At 43.8% G+C, this 25,898-nt stretch carries 18 protein-coding genes and 1 tRNA gene; 1 reads left to right on the top strand and 18 read right to left on the bottom strand.

Annotated elements, in window-relative coordinates:
* Nucleotides 1-93: 93 nt before the first annotated feature.
* The 8 genes from ACTXGL_RS06020 to pilM all read right to left on the bottom strand — a co-directional run bounded on the left by ACTXGL_RS06020 (nucleotide 94) and on the right by pilM (nucleotide 8,686).
* On the bottom strand, nucleotides 94-1,209 hold the full coding sequence (locus tag ACTXGL_RS06020; RefSeq protein ID WP_443525579.1) for a hypothetical protein: 1,116 nt from the start codon (nucleotides 1,207-1,209) through the stop codon (nucleotides 94-96).
* A gap of 163 nt (nucleotides 1,210-1,372) precedes the next feature.
* Nucleotides 1,373-2,482, bottom strand: coding sequence for a 3-dehydroquinate synthase (aroB, locus tag ACTXGL_RS06015; RefSeq protein WP_443525577.1), 1,110 nt, complete (start codon nucleotides 2,480-2,482; stop codon nucleotides 1,373-1,375).
* 106 nt (nucleotides 2,483-2,588) lie between these two features.
* Complete coding sequence (gene aroK, locus ACTXGL_RS06010; RefSeq protein WP_443525576.1) at nucleotides 2,589-3,149, bottom strand: shikimate kinase AroK; 561 nt, start codon at nucleotides 3,147-3,149, stop codon at nucleotides 2,589-2,591.
* A gap of 203 nt (nucleotides 3,150-3,352) precedes the next feature.
* Nucleotides 3,353-5,707, bottom strand: coding sequence for a type IV pilus secretin PilQ (gene pilQ / locus ACTXGL_RS06005; protein ID WP_443525574.1), 2,355 nt, complete (start codon nucleotides 5,705-5,707; stop codon nucleotides 3,353-3,355).
* 27 nt (nucleotides 5,708-5,734) lie between these two features.
* Entirely contained in the window at nucleotides 5,735-6,268 is a 534-nt protein-coding gene (locus tag ACTXGL_RS06000) for a pilus assembly protein PilP (RefSeq protein ID WP_443525573.1), read from the bottom strand.
* A complete protein-coding gene (locus ACTXGL_RS05995; RefSeq protein ID WP_319050985.1) occupies nucleotides 6,268-6,987 on the bottom strand; it encodes a type IV pilus inner membrane component PilO in 720 nt (239 codons plus the stop codon). The genes ACTXGL_RS06000 and ACTXGL_RS05995 overlap by 1 nt, the downstream gene beginning before the upstream one ends.
* A complete protein-coding gene (locus ACTXGL_RS05990; protein WP_443525571.1) occupies nucleotides 6,984-7,631 on the bottom strand; it encodes a PilN domain-containing protein in 648 nt (215 codons plus the stop codon). Before ACTXGL_RS05990 ends, ACTXGL_RS05995 begins: the two co-directional genes overlap by 4 nt.
* Nucleotides 7,631-8,686 (bottom strand): type IV pilus assembly protein PilM, encoded by a 1,056-nt coding sequence (pilM, locus tag ACTXGL_RS05985; protein ID WP_319050987.1) that lies wholly within the window; start codon nucleotides 8,684-8,686, stop codon nucleotides 7,631-7,633. Before pilM ends, ACTXGL_RS05990 begins: the two co-directional genes overlap by 1 nt.
* Nucleotides 8,687-8,878: 192 nt before the next feature.
* Between pilM and ACTXGL_RS05980 the strand changes: the two genes are divergently transcribed.
* The gene (locus ACTXGL_RS05980) at nucleotides 8,879-11,533 is read left to right on the top strand and encodes a penicillin-binding protein 1A (protein ID WP_443525570.1); all 2,655 of its coding nucleotides are present in this window, start codon (nucleotides 8,879-8,881) and stop codon (nucleotides 11,531-11,533) included.
* 114 nt (nucleotides 11,534-11,647) lie between these two features.
* Here the strand turns inward: ACTXGL_RS05980 and ACTXGL_RS05975 are convergent, their stop codons facing one another.
* The 10 genes from ACTXGL_RS05975 to ACTXGL_RS05930 all read right to left on the bottom strand — a co-directional run bounded on the left by ACTXGL_RS05975 (nucleotide 11,648) and on the right by ACTXGL_RS05930 (nucleotide 25,522).
* The gene (locus tag ACTXGL_RS05975; RefSeq protein ID WP_319050989.1) at nucleotides 11,648-12,172 is read right to left on the bottom strand and encodes a DUF6586 family protein; all 525 of its coding nucleotides are present in this window, start codon (nucleotides 12,170-12,172) and stop codon (nucleotides 11,648-11,650) included.
* A gap of 166 nt (nucleotides 12,173-12,338) precedes the next feature.
* Complete coding sequence (rpoC, locus tag ACTXGL_RS05970; protein ID WP_443525568.1) at nucleotides 12,339-16,556, bottom strand: DNA-directed RNA polymerase subunit beta'; 4,218 nt, start codon at nucleotides 16,554-16,556, stop codon at nucleotides 12,339-12,341.
* A 151-nt stretch (nucleotides 16,557-16,707) separates the two neighbouring features.
* Nucleotides 16,708-20,826 carry a DNA-directed RNA polymerase subunit beta gene (gene rpoB, locus ACTXGL_RS05965; RefSeq protein WP_443525566.1) on the bottom strand — a complete coding sequence of 1,373 codons (4,119 nt, stop codon included), beginning with the start codon at nucleotides 20,824-20,826 and terminating at the stop codon, nucleotides 16,708-16,710.
* Nucleotides 20,827-21,579: 753 nt separating this feature from the next.
* Complete coding sequence (rplL, locus tag ACTXGL_RS05960) at nucleotides 21,580-21,951, bottom strand: 50S ribosomal protein L7/L12 (protein ID WP_319050992.1); 372 nt, start codon at nucleotides 21,949-21,951, stop codon at nucleotides 21,580-21,582.
* A gap of 132 nt (nucleotides 21,952-22,083) precedes the next feature.
* A complete protein-coding gene (gene rplJ / locus ACTXGL_RS05955; protein ID WP_057761724.1) occupies nucleotides 22,084-22,611 on the bottom strand; it encodes a 50S ribosomal protein L10 in 528 nt (175 codons plus the stop codon).
* Nucleotides 22,612-23,086: 475 nt separating this feature from the next.
* Nucleotides 23,087-23,788: a 50S ribosomal protein L1 gene (rplA, locus tag ACTXGL_RS05950; protein ID WP_319050993.1), complete on the bottom strand. Its 702-nt coding sequence runs from the start codon at nucleotides 23,786-23,788 to the stop codon at nucleotides 23,087-23,089.
* Nucleotides 23,789-24,220, bottom strand: coding sequence for a 50S ribosomal protein L11 (rplK, locus tag ACTXGL_RS05945; RefSeq protein ID WP_058025423.1), 432 nt, complete (start codon nucleotides 24,218-24,220; stop codon nucleotides 23,789-23,791).
* 87 nt (nucleotides 24,221-24,307) lie between these two features.
* The gene (gene nusG / locus ACTXGL_RS05940) at nucleotides 24,308-24,838 is read right to left on the bottom strand and encodes a transcription termination/antitermination protein NusG (protein WP_319050994.1); all 531 of its coding nucleotides are present in this window, start codon (nucleotides 24,836-24,838) and stop codon (nucleotides 24,308-24,310) included.
* Between the two features lie 71 nt (nucleotides 24,839-24,909).
* Nucleotides 24,910-25,395, bottom strand: coding sequence for a preprotein translocase subunit SecE (gene secE, locus ACTXGL_RS05935; RefSeq protein ID WP_443525565.1), 486 nt, complete (start codon nucleotides 25,393-25,395; stop codon nucleotides 24,910-24,912).
* A gap of 51 nt (nucleotides 25,396-25,446) precedes the next feature.
* Nucleotides 25,447-25,522, bottom strand: a tRNA-Trp gene (locus tag ACTXGL_RS05930).
* Nucleotides 25,523-25,898 lie beyond the last annotated feature (376 nt).

Below are 25,898 nucleotides of genomic sequence, written 5' to 3'. Positions count from 1 at the left end.
TATTCAGACCTACTATTAGCAACCTAGAAAATAGCACAAAAAAACCCACTAGCTATTTGGCTAGTGGGTTCTATAAGCAACGACAAATAAAGATCAGTTGCTTTTATCTTCTATCAGTGTCTTTATGCTATCACTGTTATTTTTAGGTGCGTTTGTGCTAGCAGGTTTATTGGTAGCGTTTGAGCTGTTACTGGTGCCAGTATTAGCTGTGCTTGGTGGTTTTGGTGCAGGTACGACTGGTGGTTTTTTACTAGTCGTATTGTTTTCAGGTGCTGGCGTTACTGGCTTTTTGTTGTCCTGTTTTGGTTTATTGGCATCATTTTCAGTTTTTGCTGGTGCTTCAGGAGTAGACTGTGGCTCTCCTCCAACGGTACGCTCTTCAGTAACGGATAGCGTGGCTGAGGTATCGACTGACTGGCGGATGCTTTCTTCTGTACTGCGGCTACTACTAGCGGTACTCTGACTGCTTTGACTAGACCCGCTATCGGTAGCTTGATTGTTACTAGTATTATTGACTGCTTGAGCCTGCTGACGTGCTGGTACTTCACGTTTAGTCGGCTTAAGATTCACAGCCCGCGTACGCTTGGTACTCAAGTCTTTTACTGGATCAGGGCGTTCGTAGTTATCGATAATACTGACATATCGATTGATCTCTTCTGGCAGCACTCGCACATTAGCAGGTAGCTTAAAATCTACCAATTTAGATGCGCCTGCCGCTTCTTGTGGACTACTCATCAGTCCATAAGTCAACATATAACGGATTTGTTTTTCTTCATCAAGGTAGCGAAAATAAGCAAACTTATCACGATCCGCACGGCCTTCAAGATAGCTGACAATCACATCATTCTCAGCAACGTTCATCACCTGCACGGTCCACTTGCCTTTATTAGCGAGTAAGTAACGCTTATCCTTGAACTCATCAGGATAGTTACGTAAATCACGGACAGTTGCATCAAAACTGATTGGCTGCACATCCGTATCAAGCTCATGTAGCGACTCGATCTGCAATGGCTGTTCAAACTCTTCTGCTAGCATTTGCGGCACTGATACCGGCTCGTTTTCGATTTTGGCACCCATTGCTGGTGTCTGACTGAGCATCCACACTAGGGCGGTAACAACGCCCAACAGCAGCGTCACTACTAGCCAAATCAATGCTTGACGACTGTGTGACTGCCTAGCGGTACGCGTCGTCGATTTTGATGCTGCCATGGAGATATCCTTGGTAAAAACACATTTAAGAGGAGTGTAGAAATACTCATTCTAGCAGAGGTGCCGTCAGTAACCTTAATAACCTCAGTACTTATCAAAAACGCTCATCAAAAGTGTTTACCAACGCTTGATATAAACAACTGATCGCTAAGATTTTGATAAACTATGCGCTATGTTGTGATAACACTTCAGATAACAGTGCCGAATCGAAATCATTAGTTAACACCGCACTGCCTATTGATTTTAACAAAATCAGCCTGATTTGTCCGTGTTTGACTTTTTTGTCGTGACCCATTAAATTCAGAGCCGTTTGTGCATCAATTGCAGGCGGCGTAATTGGCAAATTACCTAGAATTAGAACGCGTCTAATGCGTGCAACATCATCATGGGTCAACCAACCGATTTTTTGGGATAATTCAGCAGCTTGCATCATGCCAGCGGCTACTGCCTCACCGTGTAACCAATTGCCATAACCTTGATGAGTCTCTATCACATGACCAAAGGTATGTCCAAAGTTAAGCAATGCACGTACACCGGATTCTCTTTCATCTTGCGCTACGACATCTGCTTTGTATTGGCAGCAGCGCTTCACGGCTTCACCAAGCACAGCCAAATCTAGTGCCATCATCGCTGGCAAATTCTCTTCAAGCCATACCAAAAATGCATCGTCCATAATAAGCGCATATTTGATGATTTCAGCAACGCCTGCCGATAGCTCACGCGCAGGTAAGGTTTTGAGCGTACTCATGTCTGCAAGCACCATCTGCGGCTGCCAGAACGCGCCAATCATGTTTTTGCCTTGTGCATGATTGATACCCGTCTTACCCCCGACACTAGAATCAACTTGTGATAATAGTGTTGTTGGAATTTGGATAAAGTTCACTCCTCGCATAAAACTGGCTGCAGCAAAACCTGTCATATCACCAATCACGCCGCCGCCAAGCGCAATAAGTGTGACGTCACGATTGAAGTGCTCTGTCATTAGTGCATCATAGATCTTATCAATGCTTTGCTGGTTCTTGTATTGCTCACCATCTGGCAACACACAAACCTTTACTGTGAATTGCTCTGCCAGCTCGTCTTCCAATGCTTTTAGGTACAGGGGGGCGACCGTATCATTGGTGACAATTAATACTTGGCGACCACTGATATAAGGGGCAATCTGTTTTGCCATACTACTGTTTTCTGCCTCAGCATCTTCAGTAATAACAATTGGATAGTCATGGCTCTGAGCGTGAACAGTTAGGCGATCATGAAATAGTGATGCTGTCATGAGACACTCCTTAAGCATTTTTATTAGGGTAAAAGTAACTGAATTGACAGGTCGATACTATTGTTAACAGTTAAAATTATTAAAAATTAACATCTATAATATCGACCTATTTCTCATTATCTGTCAGCGATGCATCAGTACAGTCAAAAAACGTGGTTAGCTGCTGCAATAACTGATTGACCATATGGCGTGGGTAGGTGTGACCAGTGGGCATAATAATATGCGAAACCTGACGATATAATGGGTCACGAATGCTATATAGCTCTTGCAAGATTTTTCTGGGATTAGGCTGTTGTAGGAGTGGTCGCGATTTGTCTTTAGCAGTGCGTGCCATTTGTACATCAACGGGTGCATTTAGATAAACCACAATGCCACGTTGTTTTAAAAACGCTCGGTTTTCGGCACACATGACCGCACCACCGCCTGTCGCTAATACGATTTGGGGCGTTTGAGTCAATTCATCAATGGCACGTGTTTCACGCTCACGGAAACCTGCTTCGCCTTCTTTGGCAAATATCCAAGCAATATCGGCACCTGTTTGCGATTCAATATACCAATCGCTATCTACAAAAGTTCGACCCAGTTGCTTGGCAAGCAATTTGCCAATCGTTGTCTTCCCTGCTCCCATCGGTCCCACTAAAAACACCGACGGCAATTCCTGCACCATAATACTCACTCAGCTAAATTAGCTATGATACAACGTCATTGATATTCTGGCTAGTAATGCGCCATGATTATTGTCAGTAATATTTAGAGCGTCCTGCCCATTAGCCAATGTAGGTATATCGCAATCTTAGAGATATTTGATTCGCGCACAAAAAAAGCAAGCACGATGGCTTGCTTTTTAACTAAGGCGCAATAGATAGACGGTTAGTTCAGACGACTAGTACCATCATTGATCAGTTTTGGTGTGATAAAGATGAGTAGCTCTTCCTTGTTGTTATTACGGACATCTCTACGGAATGCGCGACCGATGTATGGTAAATCACCTAAGAAAGGCACTTTGTCTACATTATTGTTGGTACGGTTTCTAAATATTCCGCCCAGTACAACCGTTTGACCATCTTCGATAGTGACGTTGGTTGATATAGAGTCTTCATTGATAGCAACGATGCCATTAGTGAACACTGGCGTGCCGTTGGTGATAAGCAACTGCAAGCCAATCTTACCATCAGGTGTGATGTTCGGTGTGGCCTCCAAGCTCAATGCTGCTTCTCTGAAGCTGGTCGTAGTTGCACCGCTAGCTGAGGCTTCCTGATAAGGAATCTGTGTACCAGAAGAGACTTTCGCGGTTTGCTTATCAGCGGTCAACACTTTCGGCGTAGAAATGACCTCACCGCGATTGTCTGCTTGCAAGGCGGACAGTTCAAGGTCGAGCATGTAATCAGAAATATTTAGTAAGCCAAAGGCAATGCTGCCAGCCGCATTATCAATACCCAAATCCACATTGAGGTTGTCAGGACTAGTGATATCATAAGAAGGGTAAGAAACCGTTTGTCCGTTAATTGTCGTGGTTTCTATATCAAAATCTTTAAGATCTGCTAACGTCTGATTACTACCACCAACCAATAAGTTACGGTTAGTAGCTGCGCCACTAGACAAGATACCCCAGCTTACGCCAATCTCTTTACTGAAAGTATCAGTGGCGCTCACGATACGCGCTTCAATCATGACTTGTCGAACAGGAATATCGATTTTACTGATTAATTTGTGGATATTCTCAATGCTATCCGCCACGTCTTTAATGATGAGTGTGTTGGTACGCTCATCAATCGTTACCGTGCCACGACTGGATAATAACGTATTGTTGTCATCTACTCGATTTGACAGACTACTGTTGTTATTCGATGCGCCGCTGCCTTGAGAAATAAGTGTTAAGACATCTTGTGCTTTTGCATAGCTCAGACGAATATATTCAGTACGGAGCGGTGCATAAGATTGAACCGCTTGTTGTGCTTCTAGCTCACGAGCTTCTTGCTCTGCAAGCTCTGTAGAAGGCGCGACCAAAATGACATTACCGTTTTCGCGCTTACCTAAATTTTTACTTTTTAAGATAATATCAAGCGCTTGATCCCAAGGTACATTAATCAGACGCAACGTAATATTACCAGCGACTGAATCGCTAGCCACAACATTCATCTCAGTAAACTGCGCTAAGATATCTAGAACACTACGAATTTCAACGTCTTGAAACTCCATAGACAACGGCTCGCCGCTATATACTCTTTCTTCAAGCGTCGGCTCACGTAGCAGCTCAGGCCTATTGATACTGATATTTAATTGATTGCCTGACTGGTAAGCTTGATATTCGTAGTCCTCAGTCATGTTGATAGTGACAACACCATTTTGACCTTGGTTTTTTGTATCAATACTACTAACCAGACCACTATTAATATTTAATCGACGCAACAGGTTTCTAGGAACCGTACTGCCCGTTAGGCGTACCACAAGCTTGTTACCCTGACGCTGTACGTCCACTGGGATGGCTTCATTGGCCAGTACCATACTGACGTTGCCACCACCGTCACTACCTGCCGAAAAATTGACCGCGCTTAGACCGTCATAACTGTACTGTCTACTTACTTGTGAGGAAGCGAGCTGCGGATTTAGTAGTGGATTAACTCTTACCACCATCGTGTCGGCTGGCACTTCGTTTTTTACTACTGTGGTACTGGTTGTTTGGACAGCCGCCACAGGAGTAGCACTCGTCTCGACAATTGGTGTCACGACTGCCGTGGTGGTTATACCATTGTTGTTATTAAGGACATCTTGTATAGGGTCATCAGTTACCACTGGGCGGTTAGGATCAGTAATCGTCAATAGTAGATCATTACCCTCAATCGCTGTGGTGTAATTTCCTGACTGTTTGAGACCAACGATAAGGCGCGTTGTGCTATCGCTACTCAACGTGGTGACATCGTTGACCATACCAATATTGTATTCGTTAAAGCGACTAGTAAGACCGTTTTGCACTTGTTCAAAATCTAGTACTAAGCGGCTAGGATCATCAAGTTGGTAGGCTGCCGGCAATACAGGTAGTCCTGCAAACCCCAAACGCATTTGTGTCACTGCTGGTGCCGTTTGTACCACAGAGACATTATTGATACGCTGAGCCGCATGAGCGCTACTGCTTACTGCTACCATGCTCACTGCCAATGCTGAAATGGCAAAAGCAGAAGAAACGCGGTTACTCATCGTCATTACCTTGTTATTGCGTACTGTCATTATTTATTCCTCAAAAAATCTGCCGACTTAGCTTATGGGGGATACCAGCGACTGGGGTTTTTCAACAAACCCTGCGCGGCTGTCTGGCACAATTTCAATCAAGTTAATCTGGGTCGGCGTGATTTCAACAATACGGCCGTCATTCAATCCAAGATAATCACCTACCTTTACACTAGCAACTGAACCATCAGGGCGTTGTACCAATGCGTATCGCTGACCTTCGGGTGAAACCACGACTCCTCGAAAGATCAGTTGCGATAACTCATATTGCTCAAGTGGTTCTTTGACCCTTGTAATGTCTGGGCGGACGCCATCAATAGACGTCGTAGGACCTTGTACATTGACCAAGCTTGGCGGTAGAAAAGGACTACGCTGCGCGCTGGCACTATAGACAAAATCTTCTACCAGTTCAGCTTGAGGCGGTGGTTCGATAGGCTGTGCTGGCTGGTTACGAATATCAGTCATCGCTTGCTCTGCCATTCCGATACGGTCAGCACAGCCAGCCATAAATACAGCTGAGACACTCAAAGCCAACAACATGGGTAATTTTTGTATACTCATTAGTTGCCTCCTGCGTTTGTATCAGTAGCGACTGCTGCTTCATCTTCAGGAGCAGCTTCTTTGGAACGATAAGTCTTCGTTTGCAGTACCAAATTCAGTTCTGGTAAAACATCCAAACTCGGCTGCGGGTTACTCACTTCAAAATCATGCATAGTAATGATTCGAGGTAATGCAGCAAGGCCACTGATAAAGCTACCAAATTGATGATACTCACCCAAAGCCGCGATACGGATCGGCTGCTCAATAAAGAATTCGTTTTCAATCTCAGGCTCTACTGATATATCTTGGAAACGAATATTACTACCGACACCTGTCATATTGATACCTTCTACCAATTCTGACACACGGGTATCTTTTGGCAACTGATCTAACAAGGTATTAAATTCAGTTTCCATTTGCACAACTTGCGCTTGATAAGCTTCTAAGTGACGCGCACGTGACTCTTTTTCACGGTAGCTGTCAAGCAAGGTCTGTTGCTGACTCTCAGCTGCCTTGATCTCATCTATTTTGCTGCTAATTGGTAGCGCCCATGACAGTGCCGCGATAAAGGTAATAATAAGACCAATTACCGTTACCTTTACTGGTAATGGCCAGCTGCCATAGTTCTCAGAATCCAACGATTCAAAGCTGCGGCGGAATTCATTTAAGTCAAACTGCTTTTTCGGTTTTAACGCCGTTTTCTTAGTTTTGACTAGGCTTTTCTTGCGGACAAGCTTCATAACTCCCCTCCCACACCATCTTCAGCAGGAACAGGTGTCTCAGATTGTACTTTAGTCGTTACCACAAACTGCACATAACTGTCTTCAGGGTATACAGGACGTGGTTGTTCGCCAGTAGCGACAGTGTTATTAAGTACTGGGGCTGCTTCATAAGCACTGATATTCTGCTGAATATTACTCACTGCCGAGTTACCCATCCACTTACTACTATCTAAGTTACGAATCAAGCTCGACACAATGTTTGGGTTATCTGCAAGGCCTGTCAAAGTCAAAACATCGCCTTCGCGTTTTAGGTTGTTCAAATATAGTGCTGGTGGAATGGCACGAGCCAAGTCATCCCATAAGCGTACAGGAACCGGACGGCGACCCTGCAAGTCCTGAATAACCTGCATACGCGAGATAATATCTTCACGGCGCTGCTCTAAACTGTCAATTTCAGTGAGTGCCGTATCTAAGCGTGCGTTTTCTTGTTCAATTAATGCATTGGCATCAAGCTGCTCATCGAGCTCATTATTGAAATAGCTCCATGAAGCAAATGCAGCCAGTAAAGTGAGTAGAGTCACTGCGACTACCAGAGTCATAAACTCTTTGTTGCGACGGTCACGCTCTTCTTGTCGCCAAGGTAAAAGGTTAATACGAGCCATTAGTCAAAGCTCCTTAACGCAAGACCGCATGCAGCCATTAGGCTTGGTGCATCAATGGTCAATTGTTCATTATCAATATTAGGCGCAATGGTCATATTGGTAAATGGATTGGCCACACTAACACTCACCCCGAGTTTTTGTTGTGCCAATCCAGCGAGACCTGCGATAGAGCTACTACCGCCTGCAAGTACTACATGGTCAATACTGCTGTACTGACTAGAAGAGAAATAAAACTGCAAAGAACGAGTGATTTGTTGAATGGTACTTTCTATAAAGGGGGTCAAGATTTCAGGATAGTAATCATCAGGTAAAGTACGTTCACGCTTGCTCAGCGTTGCTTCTTCAAACGATAATCCGTAGCGATTCTGGATGGCTTCTGTCAGTTGCACCCCGCCAAATAACTGCTCACGACTATAAATAAACTCGCCATTTTTTGCGATATACAAGGTAGTTTGATTATGACCAATATCTACCAATGCAACCAACTCTGGCATGTTTGGCAGATTGTCTACCATCAACCCAAAAGCGCGTTCAATAGCATGCGACTCAATATCCATGACCTTGGCTTGCATACCACCAAATGTGAGGGCATCAACACGTTGGTCGACGTTTTCTGAGCGAGAGGCTGCGAGCAACACTTGCACCATATTGTCATCAACTAAAGACGGGCCTAGCACCTCAAAGTCGAGATTGACGTCTTCTAGTGGATAAGGCACATACTGGTCAGCATCCAAACGTATCTGTGCTTCGCGCTCAACATCGTTTAGTACCATATCCATGTCAATGATTTTGGTAATGACAGCAGATCCTGACACAGCTGTTGCCGCATTACTGCCCGCTACCTGGCACCGTCTCGCTAGACTGGCTATAATGTTGCCAACCGCTTCTGTGTCTACTAAGAGTTTGTCAACGACTATACCTTCCGGTATTCTCTCGATACCATAAGATTTGAGATGGAACATGCCTTGTTGGCGCTGTATGTCAACCAACTTCACTGAAGTGGCACAAATATCCACACCAATCAAATGTCGACTTTTAGAAGTAAATAGCCTCACAAACTCTATACCTTATATTAAGTGTACAATCTGATAGTTATTTGTAATAATTGAATACAATACTTTACTTAATTGATAGATTCAAGCGTTTAAAAATATATTAAGGCCTACTTACACATTTATTATGACCTGCTGATTTTGTTCAAGGTATAATGAGTTATCCGCTACAAACTCTAATTAATAAGTCTTATTATGGCCAAAAAAAATGCTACCGCTCGTCTCATTCACTTTTTGGTGGGGCTTTTTGTCGCTTGCCTAGCATTGGCAGTCATCTTAGCACTTGCTGTGCCCATTGGTTTTTATGGCATGGCGATGTATTTATCGCCGACTCTGCCTAGCACTCAAGAAATCAAAACTGCCAACCTAGAAATGCCATTGCAGATTTATAGTAGCGATGACAAATTGATTGGTCAATATGGTAACCGTTTATCATTGCCAGTCACTTTTGATGAAATACCAAAAGATTTGACTCATGCTTTTTTAGCAGCAGAAGATGCTTCTTTTTTTCAGCATAGTGGTATTAGTATCAAAGGGCTTGGGCGCGCAGTTACTGAAGTTGTGACTGATGACGATAGTCAAACTGGTGGATCTACTATCACCATGCAGGTCGCCAAAAATTACTTTTTGAGTCCAGAGCGTACCTTAAATCGTAAACTGACGGAATTATTTTTAGCACGTAAAATCGAAGACGAGCTGAGTAAAAATGATATTTTAACTCTATATGTCAATAAGATTTATTTGGGCGAAGGCGCTTACGGCATTCGCGCTGCTGCCAAAAAGTATTATAGTAAATCATTAGACAGTTTAAGTATTGCTGAGATGGCAATGCTTGCCGGTCTACCAAAAGCCCCTTCTAAATACAATCCTGTTGCCAATCCTACGCGGGCTTTGACTCGCCGCAACTGGATTATTGGCCGTATGCATGAGCTTGGCTACATTACCAAGGCTCAACATGATGAAGCCGTAAACTCACCTGTGGGCATCAAACTATATCAAGAAAAGCTTGATGTAAATATGCCTTATTTAGCAGAAATGACGCGTGCTACCTTAGTTGAACGCTACGGTGAGCAAGTCATGCATGGCGGTTGGCGCGTACGTCTCACGGTCGATAGCAAAGCACAAACAGATGCAGAAGCTGCCATACTAACAGGCTTAGTGGCCTATGAGCACCGTCATGGTTGGCGCGGTGCCGAAGCAAATGACGAGCCTCTCGAAAATTTCCAGCGCTATAGCAATATGTCCCCTGCTAAAGTTACCAAAGTCAACGCTCGTAGTTTTGAAGCGACCTTGAAGTCAGGTGAAAACGTAACAGTCAACTGGTCTGGTATGCGCTGGGCACGTAAATATATCTCTGCCAACCGTATCGGTTACTACCCTGATAATGCCAGCCAAGTGGTCAGCAAAAATGATATCGTTCGCGTAATACCTACTAACAATGGCAGTTGGCAACTGGGTCAAATACCTGAAGTACAAGGTAGCTTGGTTTCTTTGAATCCAGAAACTGGTGCTGTCAATGCCTTGGTAGGCGGCTTTGACTTTAACCACAGTAAATTTAACCGAGCCTTACAAAGCTGGCGTCAACCTGGTTCAACCATTAAACCGCTTGTCTACACCGCTGCTTTAGAAAAAGGCTATCGTCCAGATAGTATTGTCTCAGATCGTCCTATACAAGTAGGGGACTGGAAACCTAAAAACTCGGACGAACGTTTCTTGGGCGATATCACCTTGCGCCGTGGTTTGTACCTGTCTCGCAACTTGGTTTCTATCCGCTTACTACAGGCCATTGGTATCTCCGATGCCCGTAACTTACTAGATGAGTTTGGCTTAGACAAAGAAAAACTACCAACGACTTTATCGCTAGCACTCGGCGCAGGACAAGCAACTCCTTTACAAATGGCAACGGCCTATTCGACCTTTGCCAACGGTGGTCATCGTGTACAGCCCTACTTTATTGAGCAAATCTATAACTATAAGAACGAGCTACTATTCCAAGCCAACCCTCTCCAAGCCTGTGCATTGTGTTTCAACGAGCAACTCGAAGAGGTCAATAAAACGCTATTAGAGGAATACAATCAATCACTCGAAGATGAGACTAGCACCACCGATGAGTCGACTACTGAAGACTTAGAGAGTGATGGAGAGACTGAAGAAGAAGCTACTACTGTTGCTGATGATACGATCTACAACGCAGGTCCACAGTCAGATCGCTTAAAAGCGCCTGCTGTACAGTACATCATGGCCAAACAAGCACCGCGAATACTAAAACCTAGAGTCGCATTTGAGATGGCAGATATCCTACGTGATGTCGTGCAGCGCGGTACTGCAGTACGAGCAAAAGCTTTGGGACGTGATGATATTGGCGGCAAAACTGGTACCACCAATGAAGCTAAAGACGCCTGGTTTGCAGGGTTTCATCCTACCAATGCAACAGTAGTATGGATGGGCTTTGATCAACCGACATCTATGGGTCGCCGTGAGTACGGTGGCGTGGCCGCCCTGCCCGTTTGGATAGACTTCATGAAAGCACAGCTCGAAGACACACCAAATCAGTGGGTATCTATCAATAATCGCTCAAAATCTAAAAAGCAACAACAGCAAATTATAGAAATGACTGATGATGGCATTGTCTCTAATGCTGCTGACGATGATGAGTTGTCCGATACCAATCAACCTGCAAAACCGGTTAAAACTCAAACCCAGCAGCGCAAACCAACTGCCCCTGAACCTATCGAAAACTCAAGCATTTCACAGACACAGGCATCGGGCAACAGTCGGAGTACTGACGGATCATCACAAAATGCTTTGTCAGCAACACCCGTTCAGCGTATGCCACCAATGCCAGAGTAGTTTCTATAAATTTATAGCACGTATTTAGAGCAAAAAGACCTGTCCAGTAATCACTGAACAGGTCTTTTTTTATGCTATTAGTTATTATCTCATTTATACTTCCAAGCAGTTTTATTAGAACTCAACCATCCCTGCACGCAACTGCTCAATCAACTCTAAAAGCTGTTGACGCCATTCGCGTATCGTGGCCTCATCAGGTAGCCACTGATTCGATAGAGTAACAACATTAACAATAAGATCTGGTGATACTGAGTTGTCGTTTGGTGTATTGTCTACAACAGTATCTGGTGGTACCGCATAGAGACAGCGTTGATAAGCACGCTCTATATTTGCCACAAAACCTTGCTGCTGCAATTGCTGTAAGCGCTGAATCTCAGGAGATACTTGCGTACGCTCGCTCAGTGCTTGCTCAATATCGAGCAACGTTGGTGCAGTCATGTTTAAACTATAGAAATGACCCAGTTCTTGAATAAATGCTAATAGTGCGCCATGCAAATGGAAAATAGCGGTTTCACAATGTGCCTGGTATAACTGCTTGTCATTGGAACCGCCTGCTGCTTGGCAAGATAAACGACAAAAATATAGCTTTTGATTGGTTCGATCTGCTTGGTATTTAGCGACGCGTGTTTTACCTGCCATTTGCTAATTGTCCTTTTATAAATAGTGAATTAGAGCCTATTTCCCAGTGTACTATTTTTTTAGATGATAGCACCATGCCTTTCTCAGTTTTTTACACGCACAAAAAAGCCAGCAACTTAGGCTGGCTTTTTATCAAATTAAGAATGAATCAAGATACTTAATACGATTAGTTGTCTTGATTCAACTCTTGAGCAAATGCTTCATCAAAGCTAGCGAAGTCTTTGCTATCAGTGCTTGCAGTCATATCGAAAGCGGCATTAAGATCTTTATCTTGTAGCTTCTGATCTGCTGCTTCTTTACGTGCCTTGTGGTAAGCGAGCCCCGTACCTGCAGGAATCAAGCGACCAACAACCACGTTTTCTTTCAGACCACGTAGCTCATCCACTTTACCAGTCACAGCAGCCGCAGTTAGTACACGGGTTGTCTCCTGGAATGACGCTGCTGAGATAAAGCTTTCAGTTGCAAGACTTGCTTTGGTGATACCTAACAATTGACGCTCAAACTGTACTGGGAATTTATCTTCCGCTTCTAGCTTCGCATTCAATGCTTTGATATCTGCATACTCGACCTGATCACCTTTGAAGTGACTTGAATCGCCGCCGTCAGTGATTTCAACTTTACGCAGCATCTGACGAATGATAACTTCGATGTGCTTGTCGTTGATTTTTACGCCCTGCAAGCGATAAACGTCCTGTACTTCATTGACGATATAGTCAGCAAGCGCAGTTTGTCCTTTCAGACGTAAGATATCATGCGGGTTTTGTGGACCATCAGCGATAACCTCACCACGTGCTACTGTCTCGTTTTCAAAGACGTTGATTTGACGCCATTTCGGGATTAGCTCTTCATGTACTTCACCATCTTCATTAGTAATAATAAAGCGGTTTTTACCCTTGGTCTCTTTACCGAAGCTAACCACACCAGTCATTTCTGCCATGATGGCGTGATCTTTTGGACGACGTGCTTCGAACAAGTCAGCAACACGTGGTAGACCACCAGTAATATCTTTTGTACCAGAAGACGCTTGTGGTACACGGCCTAGAATCGAACCGGCTGCTACTTTTTCACCGTCGCTTACGCGGATGATCGTTTCAGCTGGTAAGAAGTAAACCACTTCTTTGCCTTCATCAGTGTTCAAGATAATCGCAGGACGTAAGTCTTTTGCTGAGCTTGAACGGTCACGAGTCGCTAGAATCTCAAACGAGCTCATACCAGTCGCATCATCAACTTTTACTGTTGCAGTCATACCATCAGTGATGTCACTGAAGCGTGCTGTACCAGCAAATTCTGTGATAATTGGATGCGTATGCGGATCCCATTTAGCGATAGTTTGACCGCCTTCAACCTGCTCTTCGTCTTTTACAAGGACGCTTGAACCATATGGTACTTTATAGCGCTCACGCTCACGGCCAAGCTCATCGGTCAATGCGATTTCAGCTGAACGCGATACGATGACTAAGTGACCATCAGTATGCTGTACTGTTTTCATGTTCTCAAAGTGCGCTTGACCAGCATTACGTACAGAGATGCTGTTATCTACAGAAGCTGAGCTCGCGGCCCCGCCCACGTGGAACGTACGCATGGTTAACTGAGTACCCGGCTCACCGATAGACTGAGCAGCCATAACACCAACTGACTCGCCAATGTTCACTTTATGACCACGTGCAAGGTCACGACCATAACACTGTGAACACACGCCATGTTCGATATTACAAGTAATAACTGAGCGCACCCAGATATCATCGATTGCGTTGTTATCTAGAACGTTAACCCAGTACTCATCAATCAATGTACCCGCTGGAATCAAGATCTTATCAGCATCATCATTGTACGCAACATCGCGTGCAGTAACACGGCCCAGTACTAGCTCACCTAGCTTCTCAATGATTTCACCACCTTGGATATGTGGTTTCATGAGTAGGCCTTCTTCGGTACCACAATCATCGCTGGTGATAACCAAATCTTGCGCCACATCAACCAGACGACGAGTTAGGTAACCCGAGTTAGCTGTTTTCAGTGCGGTATCCGCTAGACCTTTACGTGCACCGTGAGTTGAGATGAAGTACTGTAGTACGGTCAAACCTTCACGGAAGTTAGCTTTAATCGGTGTCTCAATGATTGAGCCATCTGGTTTCGCCATCAGACCACGCATACCTGCCAACTGACGAATCTGTGCCGCACTACCACGAGCACCAGAATCCGACATGATGAAGATAGAGTTGAATGACTTCTGCTCGTCCTCTTCACCTTGTGCGTTGATAACTTTATCTGTTGCCAAGTTGTCCATCATCGCCTTAGCGACTTTGTCATTAGTACGTGACCAAATGTCAACGACTTTGTTATAACGCTCACCAGCAGTTACGAAACCTTGCTCGAACTGATCTTCGATCTCGCGAACTTCGCCTTCTGCCACTTCGATAATATTCTTTTTCAGTGGTGGAATGACCATGTCATCGATACCGATAGACACACCAGATAGCGTTGCTTGAGCAAAACCAAGATACATCAGTTGGTCAGCAAACATAACACTTTCTTTAACGCCAACTTTACGGTAGCAAGAGTTAATCAAACGAGAGATGTTTTTCTTCGTCATCTCTTGGTTACACTCATCAAACGTCATACCTTTAGGCATGATGTTCCAGATAAGTAGACGACCAGCAACCGTATCTTTGATACTGATCTCTTTGGTTTCGTTGCCGTCTTCGTCAATTTGCGTCTCAGTAACACGCACTTTGATCTTAGCGTTTACATGTAGATCGTTTGAACCAATTGCACGCAATGCTTCATTAACGGTAGCAAAAATCATGCTCTCGCCTTTGGCATTGATAGACGAGCGACTGATGTAATATAGACCCAGTACAACATCCTGAGATGGTACGATGATCGGATCACCATTCGCAGGTGACAAGATGTTGTTGGTAGACATCATCAAGGCACGTGATTCAAGCTGTGCTTCTAGCGTCAATGGCACGTGAACGGCCATTTGGTCACCATCGAAATCGGCGTTGAATGCAGTACAAACAAGCGGATGCAACTGGATTGCTTTACCTTCGATCAATACTGGCTCAAATGCTTGCAAGCCCAAACGGTGAAGTGTTGGTGCACGGTTCAAGAGTACTGGATGCTCACGGATAACCATGGCCAGCATATCCCACACTTGTGGCTCTTCACGCTCTACCATCTTTTTAGCAGCTTTAATCGTAGTCGCTAGACCATGAGACAATAGCTTGTTATAAGTAAATGGCTTGAATAGTTCTAGTGCCATTTTCTTCGGTAGACCACACTGATGTAGACGTAGTGTTGGACCTACAACGATAACCGAACGACCAGAGTAATCGACACGCTTACCAAGTAAGTTCTGACGGAAACGACCTTGCTTACCTTTGATCATATCTGCCAAAGATTTCAATGGACGCTTGTTACTACCAGTGATGGCACGACCGCGGCGACCGTTATCAAGCAACGCATCTACTGACTCTTGCAACATACGCTTTTCGTTACGTACGATGATATCAGGTGCGCTTAGCTCAAGTAGACGCTTAAGACGGTTGTTACGGTTGATCACGCGGCGATATAGATCGTTTAGATCTGATGTCGCAAAGCGGCCACCTTCTAGCGGTACTAGAGGACGCAAATCTGGTGGTAGTACTGGCAAGATATTCATTACCATCCACTCAGGCTTATTATTAGAATCACGGAATGCTTCTAATAATTTGAGACGCTTAGACATCTTCTTAAGCTTAGTCTCAGAACCAGTTTGTGGAATCGCTTCACGTAGCTCATCAATTTCAAGATCGATATCGATGTCTTTTAATAGGTCTTGAACGGCTTCAGCACCCATCTTGGCTGTGAATTCGTCACCAAACTCTTCAAGCGCTTTGTAATAATCTTCATCATCAAGCAACTGGTACTTTTCTAAGCTAGTTAGACCAGGCTCAGTTACGATGTAGCTTTCAAAATATAGAACACGCTCGATATCACGTAGCGTCATGTCTAGCAATAGACCGATGCGGCTTGGTAATGATTTCAGGAACCAGATATGCGCCACAGGACTGGCTAGGTCGATATGACCCATGCGATCACGACGAACTTTAGCAGTGGTAACTTCAACACCACATTTCTCACAGATAACGCCTTGGAACTTACGGCGCTTATATTTACCACATAAACATTCGAAATCTTTTACTGGGCCAAAGATTTTGGCACAAAAAAGACCATCACGCTCAGGCTTGAACGTGCGATAGTTAATGGTTTCAGGCTTTTTCACTTCGCCGTGCGACCATGACTTGATGACGTCAGGTGAGGCTAAAGTAATTTGAATGCTATCAAACTCTTGGTTACCGTTGCCGGTAGGGCTTTGCATGATATCGAGTAAATCTTTCAAGTTGCTTCTCCGTTATCTTTATAATCATCTGACAGCGTACTATAGACGCGGATGAGATGAATGAAGGCAATGAATAGGGTTGAGACAAATCACTAAAAGCAGCAGCAACAAAGCAGACTGCCTTTAGTGGACAACTAAGTTAAACAATGGGTTAGTTGCTTTGTTTTAACTCAATATTGATACCCAGTGATTTGATTTCTTTGGTCAGTACGTTGAACGACTCAGGCATGCCTGGATCCATATACTGCTCACCATCAACGATGTTTTTGTACATACGCGTACGGCCTTCAACATCATCCGACTTCACCGTTAACATTTCTTGCAACGTGTACGTCGCGCCATAAGCTTCTAGTGCCCATACTTCCATCTCACCAAAGCGCTGACCACCAAACTGAGCTTTACCGCCGAGTGGCTGCTGCGTCACTAGAGAATAAGAACCCGTTGAACGCGCATGCATTTTGTCATCAACCAAATGGTTCAATTTAAGCATGTACATGTAACCAACGGTTACTTTACGGTCAAACTTCTGACCAGTACGACCATCATACAGTGTCTGCTGACCATCGCGATCCATACCAGCAAGCTCAAGCAGATCTTTGACTTGGCTTTCTCTTGCGCCATCAAATACCGCTGTACCCATTGGGACACCGCCACGTAAGTTAGCTGCTAGCGCCATGATGTCGTCATCATTCAAGCTATCAAGATCAACTTGCTCACCGCCAACTTGGTTATAAATTTTATCCAAGAAGTCGCGTAGCTCTTTGATTGCTGCTTGAGATTTGAGCATACCGTCAATCTTCTCGCCCAACCCTTTCGCTGCCATACCCAAATGCGTCTCTAGAACCTGACCGATGTTCATACGAGATGGTACACCAAGCGGGTTCAATACGATGTCAACGGTATTACCATTTTCATCATAAGGCATGTCTTCAACTGGCATGATGCGCGATACAACACCTTTGTTACCATGACGACCAGCCATCTTATCACCAGGCTGAATACGACGCTTAACCGCTAGATATACTTTAACGATTTTTTGTACGCCATGTTGCAGGTCATCACCAGCAGTCAATTTGCGTTTTTTCTCAGCAAATTTCACATCGATATCTTTTTGCTTATCAACCAAGTAATCAGAAATCTGGGTCAAACGCTCAGAGATTTCTTCTTCTACTGGTTGGATATCAAGCAATGTCTCAAGGCTCATGTCTTTCATGTCAGCCAAAGCCATTACCGTACCCGCTTTTAGACCAGCCCCGCCGCTGACTTTTTGGCCATCTAAGAGATTACCAATACGGCCACGTGCTGCTTCTTCAAAGATACGTAGCTCTTCTTTCAAATCTTTGCGATAGCTATCAAGCTGCGATTTTTCAATCGCTCTTGCGCGTGCATCTTTTTCAACGCCATCACGAGTGAAGACCTGTACATCAATAACCGTACCTTTACTTGAAGTTGGTACGCGTAGTGAAGTGTCTTTCACGTCAGCCGCTTTTTCGCCAAAGATAGCCCGTAGTAGTTTCTCTTCTGGCGTTAGTTGTGTTTCACCTTTTGGCGTCACTTTACCAACTAGAATATCACCAGCGTCAACTTCAGCACCGATATAAACGATACCTGCTTCATCAAGGCTTGATAACGCTGCTTCACCAACGTTTGGAATATCAGCAGTGATCTCTTCTGTACCTAGCTTGGTATCACGAGCCACACAAGTCAATTCTTGGATATGAATAGTAGTGAAGCGATCTTCTTTCACGACTTTTTCAGATAGCAAGATTGAATCTTCGAAGTTGTAACCATTCCACGGCATAAATGCGATGCGAATGTTCTGACCAAGTGCAAGCTCACCAAGATCCGTTGAAGGACCATCAGCCAAGATATCACCCAAAGCAATCTCATCACCTTGGTTAACGATAATACGTTGGTTGATACAGGTGTTCTGGTTAGAGCGCGTGTATTTGATCAAGTTATAGATATCGATACCCGCTTCACCAGCAGTCATCTCGTCTTCGTTCACACGAACCACGATACGTGAGGCATCAACATCTTCAATCACACCGCCACGCTTAGCAATAACACAAACACCAGAGTCACGAGCAACATGACGCTCCATACCGGTACCCACTAGCGGCTTATCAGCACGTAGCGTAGGAACTGCCTGACGCTGCATGTTCGAGCCCATCAAGGCACGGTTAGCATCATCATGCTCTAGGAACGGAATCAAACCTGCTGCAACCGATACGACCTGACTTGGCGACACATCCATATGCGTCACTTTTTCTGGAGGCATACGAACAAATTCACCATAGCTACGTACACTGACCATCTCGTCAGATAACGCGCCTTCTGGAGTTATTGGTGAATCAGCCTGTGCAATGACCGTACCGACTTCTTCAATAGCTGATAGATACTCAATAACGTCAGTCACTTTACCATCAACCACACGGCGATAAGGTGTCTCTAGGAAACCAAAGCTGTTGGTTTTAGCAAAGGTCGCTAGTGAGTTGATCAGACCAATGTTTGGACCTTCAGGAGTCTCAATAGGACATACACGGCCATAATGGGTATCATGTACGTCACGTACTTCAAAGCCTGCACGTTCACGAGTAAGACCACCAGGTCCTAATGCTGATACACGGCGCTTATGAGTAACTTCAGACAACGGGTTGTTCTGATCCATAAACTGTGACAACTGGCTTGAACCAAAGAATTCTTTCACTGCAGCCGCAACTGGCTTAGAGTTGATCAAATCTTGTGGTGACAAGTTATCAGATTCCGCTGAGCTTAAACGCTCTTTTACCGCACGCTCAACACGTACTAGACCAACACGGAACTGGTTTTCTGCCATTTCGCCAACTGAACGAATACGACGGTTACCTAAGTGATCGATATCATCGACATCGCCGCGACCATTACGAATCTCGATAAGCTCTTTTAGAACGTTAACGATATCGTCGTTGGTCAATACACTGCGTTCACGCTGTACATCAGGATCATCAGTGTTATCAAACTCTAAACCGAGACGACGGTTGAACTTCATACGGCCAACGTTTGACAAGTCATAACGATCAGCGTTGAAGAACATGCTTTCAAATAACTTTTCGGCAGTTTCAACTGTTGGTGGCTCACCTGGGCGCATGACTTTATAGATTTCGATCAACGCTTCTTCACGGCTCGACGTGCTATCCGCACGTAGCGTATCAGCGATATAACTACCTTGATCGATATCGTTCGTGAATAGGATACTGAACTCTTTGATGGCACCACTGGCTTCAAATGAGTTCAATTTAACCAATAACTCATGGTCAATTGGCGTGTTTGCTTTAGCGATAATTTCGTCATTAACAACGATATCTTCGGCTAAGATACGCTCATATAGATACTCATCAGGCACAGCGATTTTCGTCATACCTGCTTCTTCAAGCTGACGAATGCGGCGTGCATTGATACGTTTGCCCTGCTCTACGATAACGTCACCTTCAGGTGATACGATATCAAACTGCGCCATTTCGCCACGCAAGCGATCAGCAACTAGATCAATTTCGAACGTCTCTTCGGCTTTATAAACAGCAACTTTATCAAAGAATAAATCTAAGATTTCAGAAGTGGTCAGACCAAGTGCACGCAGAATGATCGATGCAAGCAGCTTACGGCGACGGTCAATACGAGCAAATACTAAGTCCTTTGCATCAAATTCAAAATCTAACCATGAACCACGGTAAGGGATGATACGTGCGTTATAAAGCACTTTACCACTTGAATGCGACTTACCTTTATCATGATCAAAGAAGACGCCAGGTGAACGATGTAGCTGAGAGACGATAACACGCTCAGTACCATTGATAATAAAGGTACCGTTCGCAGTCATCAAAGGCATCTCGCCCATATAGACGCTTTGCTCACGGATATCTTTGATAGCGGCTTTGCTATCTTTGTCTTTGCTGTCTTTGTCTTTGATGATCAAACGGATTTTGACACGCATTGGCGCAGCAAACGTTGAACCACGTAAGATACACTCACGCTCATCAAATTCAGGCGTGCCTAAATAGTACTCAACAAATTGCAACTCAGCGTTACCAGAGTGACTCTCAATTGGGAAAATAGAGGAATACGCAGCTTGCAAACCAGTATTCTCACGAGCTTTTGGCTTTTTGTGCTCTTGCAAAAATTGCTCGTAAGAATCTACTTGAATAGACAGTAAATAGGGAACGTCCATTACAGTGGGCAATTCAGCAAAACTTTTGCGAATACGCTTTTTTTCAGTATAAGAATATGCCATCGAGAGTCCTTACAGTAAACGTGGAAACAAATTAAAAGCGCGGCTAGCATGCATAAATAAGATGCACACTTAGCGACGTAAACGATAATATAAAACGGGTCTTCGTGTTCAGTTCATGTCTTTTCTGTCAATTACTACTTTACTCATCAGTGCTTACCTAGCACATTTCACTTAATATCATTGTTGATTGCTATATTCATGGTAGGTGAATCAGTCTATATGACTGTTGCGACCAAGAAATTCAACATCATATAATATCTTGCCTATCAGGCTAAACTTACAAATACTTTGCTAGAAATAGAGTCAGCTGAGATTGCATATAAACTACTTGCCATCTAAACTACTTCTAAATAAGCTACTTACTACCAAACCATGACCCTACACGTATAAGCGGTCTATGAATCTAAATGCCGACAATAATGCCACACCAAGTAGGCACCTTAAGATCAACAGCTTTTTTCAGAATTAAGAATCGGGGTAACTATAACTTTTAGAATCAGTATAAACTATAGTGTTGATAGGAAAGCATGCAGACACAAAAAAATGCCAAACATCTACGGACGTTTAGCTCATATTAACTGATTTCAAAAACTGGTATGTGTGCTTGCATGTATATCGTCTGTCCTTTTGATGGGTATCCACCGTGATGTTGCATACGTATGTTGGCAGACACAAAAGGTCAAGCTACGAATTATAATAAAAAAAAGCTGGCAATGCAAGGCATTACCAGCTTTTTTTAGTACAGTGTTAAACTTATTTTAGTTCAACAGTTGCACCAGCTTCTTCAAGCTTCTTCTTCAACTCTTCAGCTTCAGCTTTAGATGCAGCTTCTTTGATTGGAGCTGGAGCGCTTTCAACCAAATCTTTTGCTTCTTTCAAGCCAAGGCCAGTCGCTTCACGTACAGCTTTAATTACAGCTACTTTCTTCTCACCAAAGCTAGCAAGAACTACGTCAAACTCGTCTTTTTCTTCAGCAGCAGCAGCAGGACCAGCAGCAGCAGGTGCAGCAGCGGCAACAGCAGCTGTTACGCCGAATTTTTCTTCCATGTCGCTGATTAGCTCAACGATATCCATTACTGACATTTCAGCGATTGCATTTAACACGTCATCTTTAGATAGTGCCATGAGAACTCTCCGTTATCTGATAAAAATTAATTGATTCTAATATCGCTTTGACCGCTTGCCACGATTTCAAATAGGTGTGGCAATAAAGTGCAATCAAGGTTAGCGATGTTAAAGTTACGTTAAAACAAGCAATTAAGCAGCTTCTTTTGCGTCTTTGATTGCCGCTACAGTGCGAACGAACTTGCCAGGAACAGCGTTCATAGTCTGGACAAGCTTGGTCACTGGTGCATTCATAGTAGCCATCAAGATAGAGATTGCTTCGTCGCGAGTTGGTAGCTTCGATACGCGCTCTAGCTCTTCTGGACCATAAACTTCACCACCGACTGATACTAATTTGGTCTCTAAAGCTTTGTTATCTTTGCTAAAGTCGAAAACGACTCGAGCGGCAGATCCCAAATCTTCCATAGAGAAAGCCAAAAGTAGTGGACCAGTCATACGGTCTGACATGCTCTCAAACTTAGTGCCTTCAAAAGCGCGTTTTGCTAGTGTATTTTTCACCACTTTCAAAACAACGCCTTTATCACGGGCTTGTTCGCGCAGCTTAGTAAGCTGTGCAACACCAATTCCATGATACTCGGCAGCTACTGCTGAGTAAGCATTAGCAGCAACTTCAGACACTTCAGCCACAACTTGTTGTTTTTGTTCTAGCGTTAATGCCATAAGTTGACTCCTTTAATCTTATCAATCTACTAATAGTAAAAATGCTAAAAACCGAAGTTTATCTGCCTTTGGACTAAAAGCTACGACTGACTTGATACGACACATTACCAGATGATTCGATTAATAAAAAAAGTATCAACTGGTAACGACTGATTACGGCACCGTTATCAGAATGACGTTAAGTAATAGTTTGGAGATCGTATAAACAATCATACCGCCCTATTGCCTCGTGTCTTAAACTGTGTGGGCCACCGTCTGCGTAGGACAACTAAGATTTTCATCTGTCATCGATTAACAAAAGTGACTCATAGTCATAAGCAACTATCCGAAGATCATTACTCATGACGTTAAACCACTCTCTACCTACGGTCTTAGACAGCGTAGCAAATGCTACGCTGACCTAATTCTTTAAAAATTCTTTATGCTCATCATTCAAAATATTCGACGTGCAAATATTAGAAGATAGAGACTCTAATTATTTTGCAGTGCGATAAGGTACTGGATCGATCGTTAGACCTGGACCCATAGTGCTAGACAAAGTAATTTTCTTGATGAAAGTACCTTTAGACGTAGCAGGCTTAGCACGCTTAAGATCTGAGATTAGTGCTTGAGCATTTTGGATAACTTGCTCAGCAGTGAAACCTACTTGACCGATAGTGGTGTGGATGATACCAGCTTTATCAACACGATACTGCGCTTGTCCCGCTTTTGCGTTAGTCACAGCTTCAGCAACATTTGGCGTTACCGTACCAACTTTTGGGTTAGGCATTAGGCCACGTGGACCTAGGATCGTACCCAATTGTCCAACAACACGCATTGCATCAGGAGCGGCGATAACAACATCAAAGTCCATGTTACCGGCTTTGATTTCTTCTGCTAGGTCTTCAAAACCAACGATGTCTGCACCAGCTTCTTTAGCGGCTTCAGCAGCAGCACCTTGAGCGAATACAGCAACGCGTTTGGTTTTACCAGTACCAGCAGGTAGATTAGTTGCGCCACGAACCACTTGATCAGATTTACGTGGGTCAACGCCCAAGTTTACTGCGATATCAATAGATTCTTTGAATTTTAGCGCTGGCAAATCATTTAGGATTTGAACCGCTTCTTCAAGCGTGTATTGCTTTTCGTTATCAATACGGCTTTGAATTTCTTTTTGACGTTTGGTTAGCTTGCTCATTTACACACCCTCCACGGTAATACCCATTGAACGTGCAGTACCAGCGATGGTACGGACAGCAGCATCAAGATCAGCAGCAGTTAAATCTGCATTTTTGGTCTTAACGATTTCTTCTAGTTGGGCACGGTCAACTTTACCAACTTTAGCTGTGTTCGGTGTACCTGAACCTTTAGCAATACCAGCAGCCTTACGTAGTAAGTATGCAGCAGGTGGTGACTTCATGATGAAGGTAAAAGACTTATCGCTGTATACCGTGATCTCAGTTGGGATCGGTAGACCTGGCTCTTGGCCTGAGGTCGCAGCGTTAAATTCTTTACAGAACGCCATGATGTTCACGCCTTTTTGACCCAAAGCTGGACCAATAGGTGGTGAAGGATTAGCTTTGCCTGCAGGCACTTGCAGTTTGATGTAACCATCAATCTTCTTAGCCATGATACTCTCCTAAATGGGTAATAACGCCAAGCCAAATCATTATCTGATGTGACGGGAGGCTCCCCGGTTGATGAAATTTTTGCTGAATTAGTCTAGTTTTTCAACTTTACTAAACTCAAGCTCAACCTGTGTAGGTCGATTAAATACGTTTACCGTTAGATGTAGCTTAGACTTTTCGTAATCGACCTTTTCGACCATTCCTTTGAAATCAGTGAATGGACCGTCGATAACCAATAACTCTTCGCCCGGCTCAAATAGCGTCTTAGGACGTGGGTCAGTTTCAGTCTGGTTCAAACGGTTTAAAATGCGGTCAGCTTCTACTTGCGTAATCGGTGCAGGCATCTCAGGCGTACCACCGATGAAGCCCATAATACGAGGACAGTCTTTTACGATGTGCCACGTATTATCGTTCATTTCCATCTGGATCAATACATATCCTGGAAAGAACTTACGCTCACTTTTACGTTTTTTGCCGTCTTTCATTTCGACGACTTCTTCAGTAGGAACCAATACATCACCGAATGACTCTGTAAAGTCACTACGGTTAATACGATCAGTTAATGAACGTTGTACTTGTTTTTCATATCCTGAAAACGCTTGGACAATATACCAACGCATATCACGCTCCTGATCGTTATAAATAAGTTGTTGTAAGTAAATGTCTCGCTAATGGTCACCAATACGCGCCATTAACCGATAAAGATACCAACGAACCAATTAAAGAAATTATCTAATAACCAAATAAAAAACCCAACAATCCCGATCACGACAATCACTTGCCATGTGTATTGAAAGGTTTCGTCTTTACCTGGCCATGTCACTCGGCGAAGCTCAACAGCCGCATCTTTTAATAATATTTTAAAAGCGCGACCTTGATGCGTCAATGCCAAGCATACTAATGCAAATACAATAAGTGCAACAATAATACCAATACGTACCCAAACATCATTAGCTGGTTGCCAATAGCCTGGTAAGTATTGATTAACGAGAGTCGCACCGATCAAAACAGCTGCAGCAAGTAGCCACAAAATCAAATCTTTTATTGAACCAGTCTTAGCCACTTCAACAGCAGTAGTACCGCTCGCTGAGACGTGCTTATCTTTAGACAGCATTCCACCAGCAACCGCCTTGGCATCAGATAACTTAGTCTCGAGGTTATCTTGATCATTGCTCATAAAGAACTCGCTTCGGAGATGGTGGGGTACAACAAAGATGAGATAAGAAGATGGCAGGCGATGTAGGACTCGAACCTACAACCCTCGGTTTTGGAGACCGATGCTCTACCAATTGAGCCAATCGCCTATGGGTGTAAAGGACAGCATTATACAATATTTAGCATAGAATGCAAGCCTTTAGCGGTAAAATTATTAGTTTTACCTGATTTGTCACTTAACTAACAGAGTTATCGTACTAACAGTGTTTTAACTTTCGCTAAAAGTAGATACTCGTTTTAAGTGCAGCGCTAATATAACAATCTATGAGATAGATTACAATACATTGTATAGTAAATAAGTGACTGGTCTCATCGGCTAAACTAACGATTCTATATCTCAGCTAAGCTATTACTTCATTCAACTACGACATCACACACAACGCAACCCACAAAAAAAGCCACCCTAAATAGGGTGGCTTTTTTATGACTAGCTCATAAGCTCATTACTGAGACTTAATGATTAGT

It is taken from the genome of Psychrobacter sp. T6-6 (assembly GCF_052258185.1).
Taxonomy (GTDB): Bacteria; Pseudomonadota; Gammaproteobacteria; order Pseudomonadales; family Moraxellaceae; genus Psychrobacter.
The sequence above is the reverse complement of the archived record's forward strand: the minus strand, read 5'-3'. Positions and strand labels throughout refer to the sequence as shown.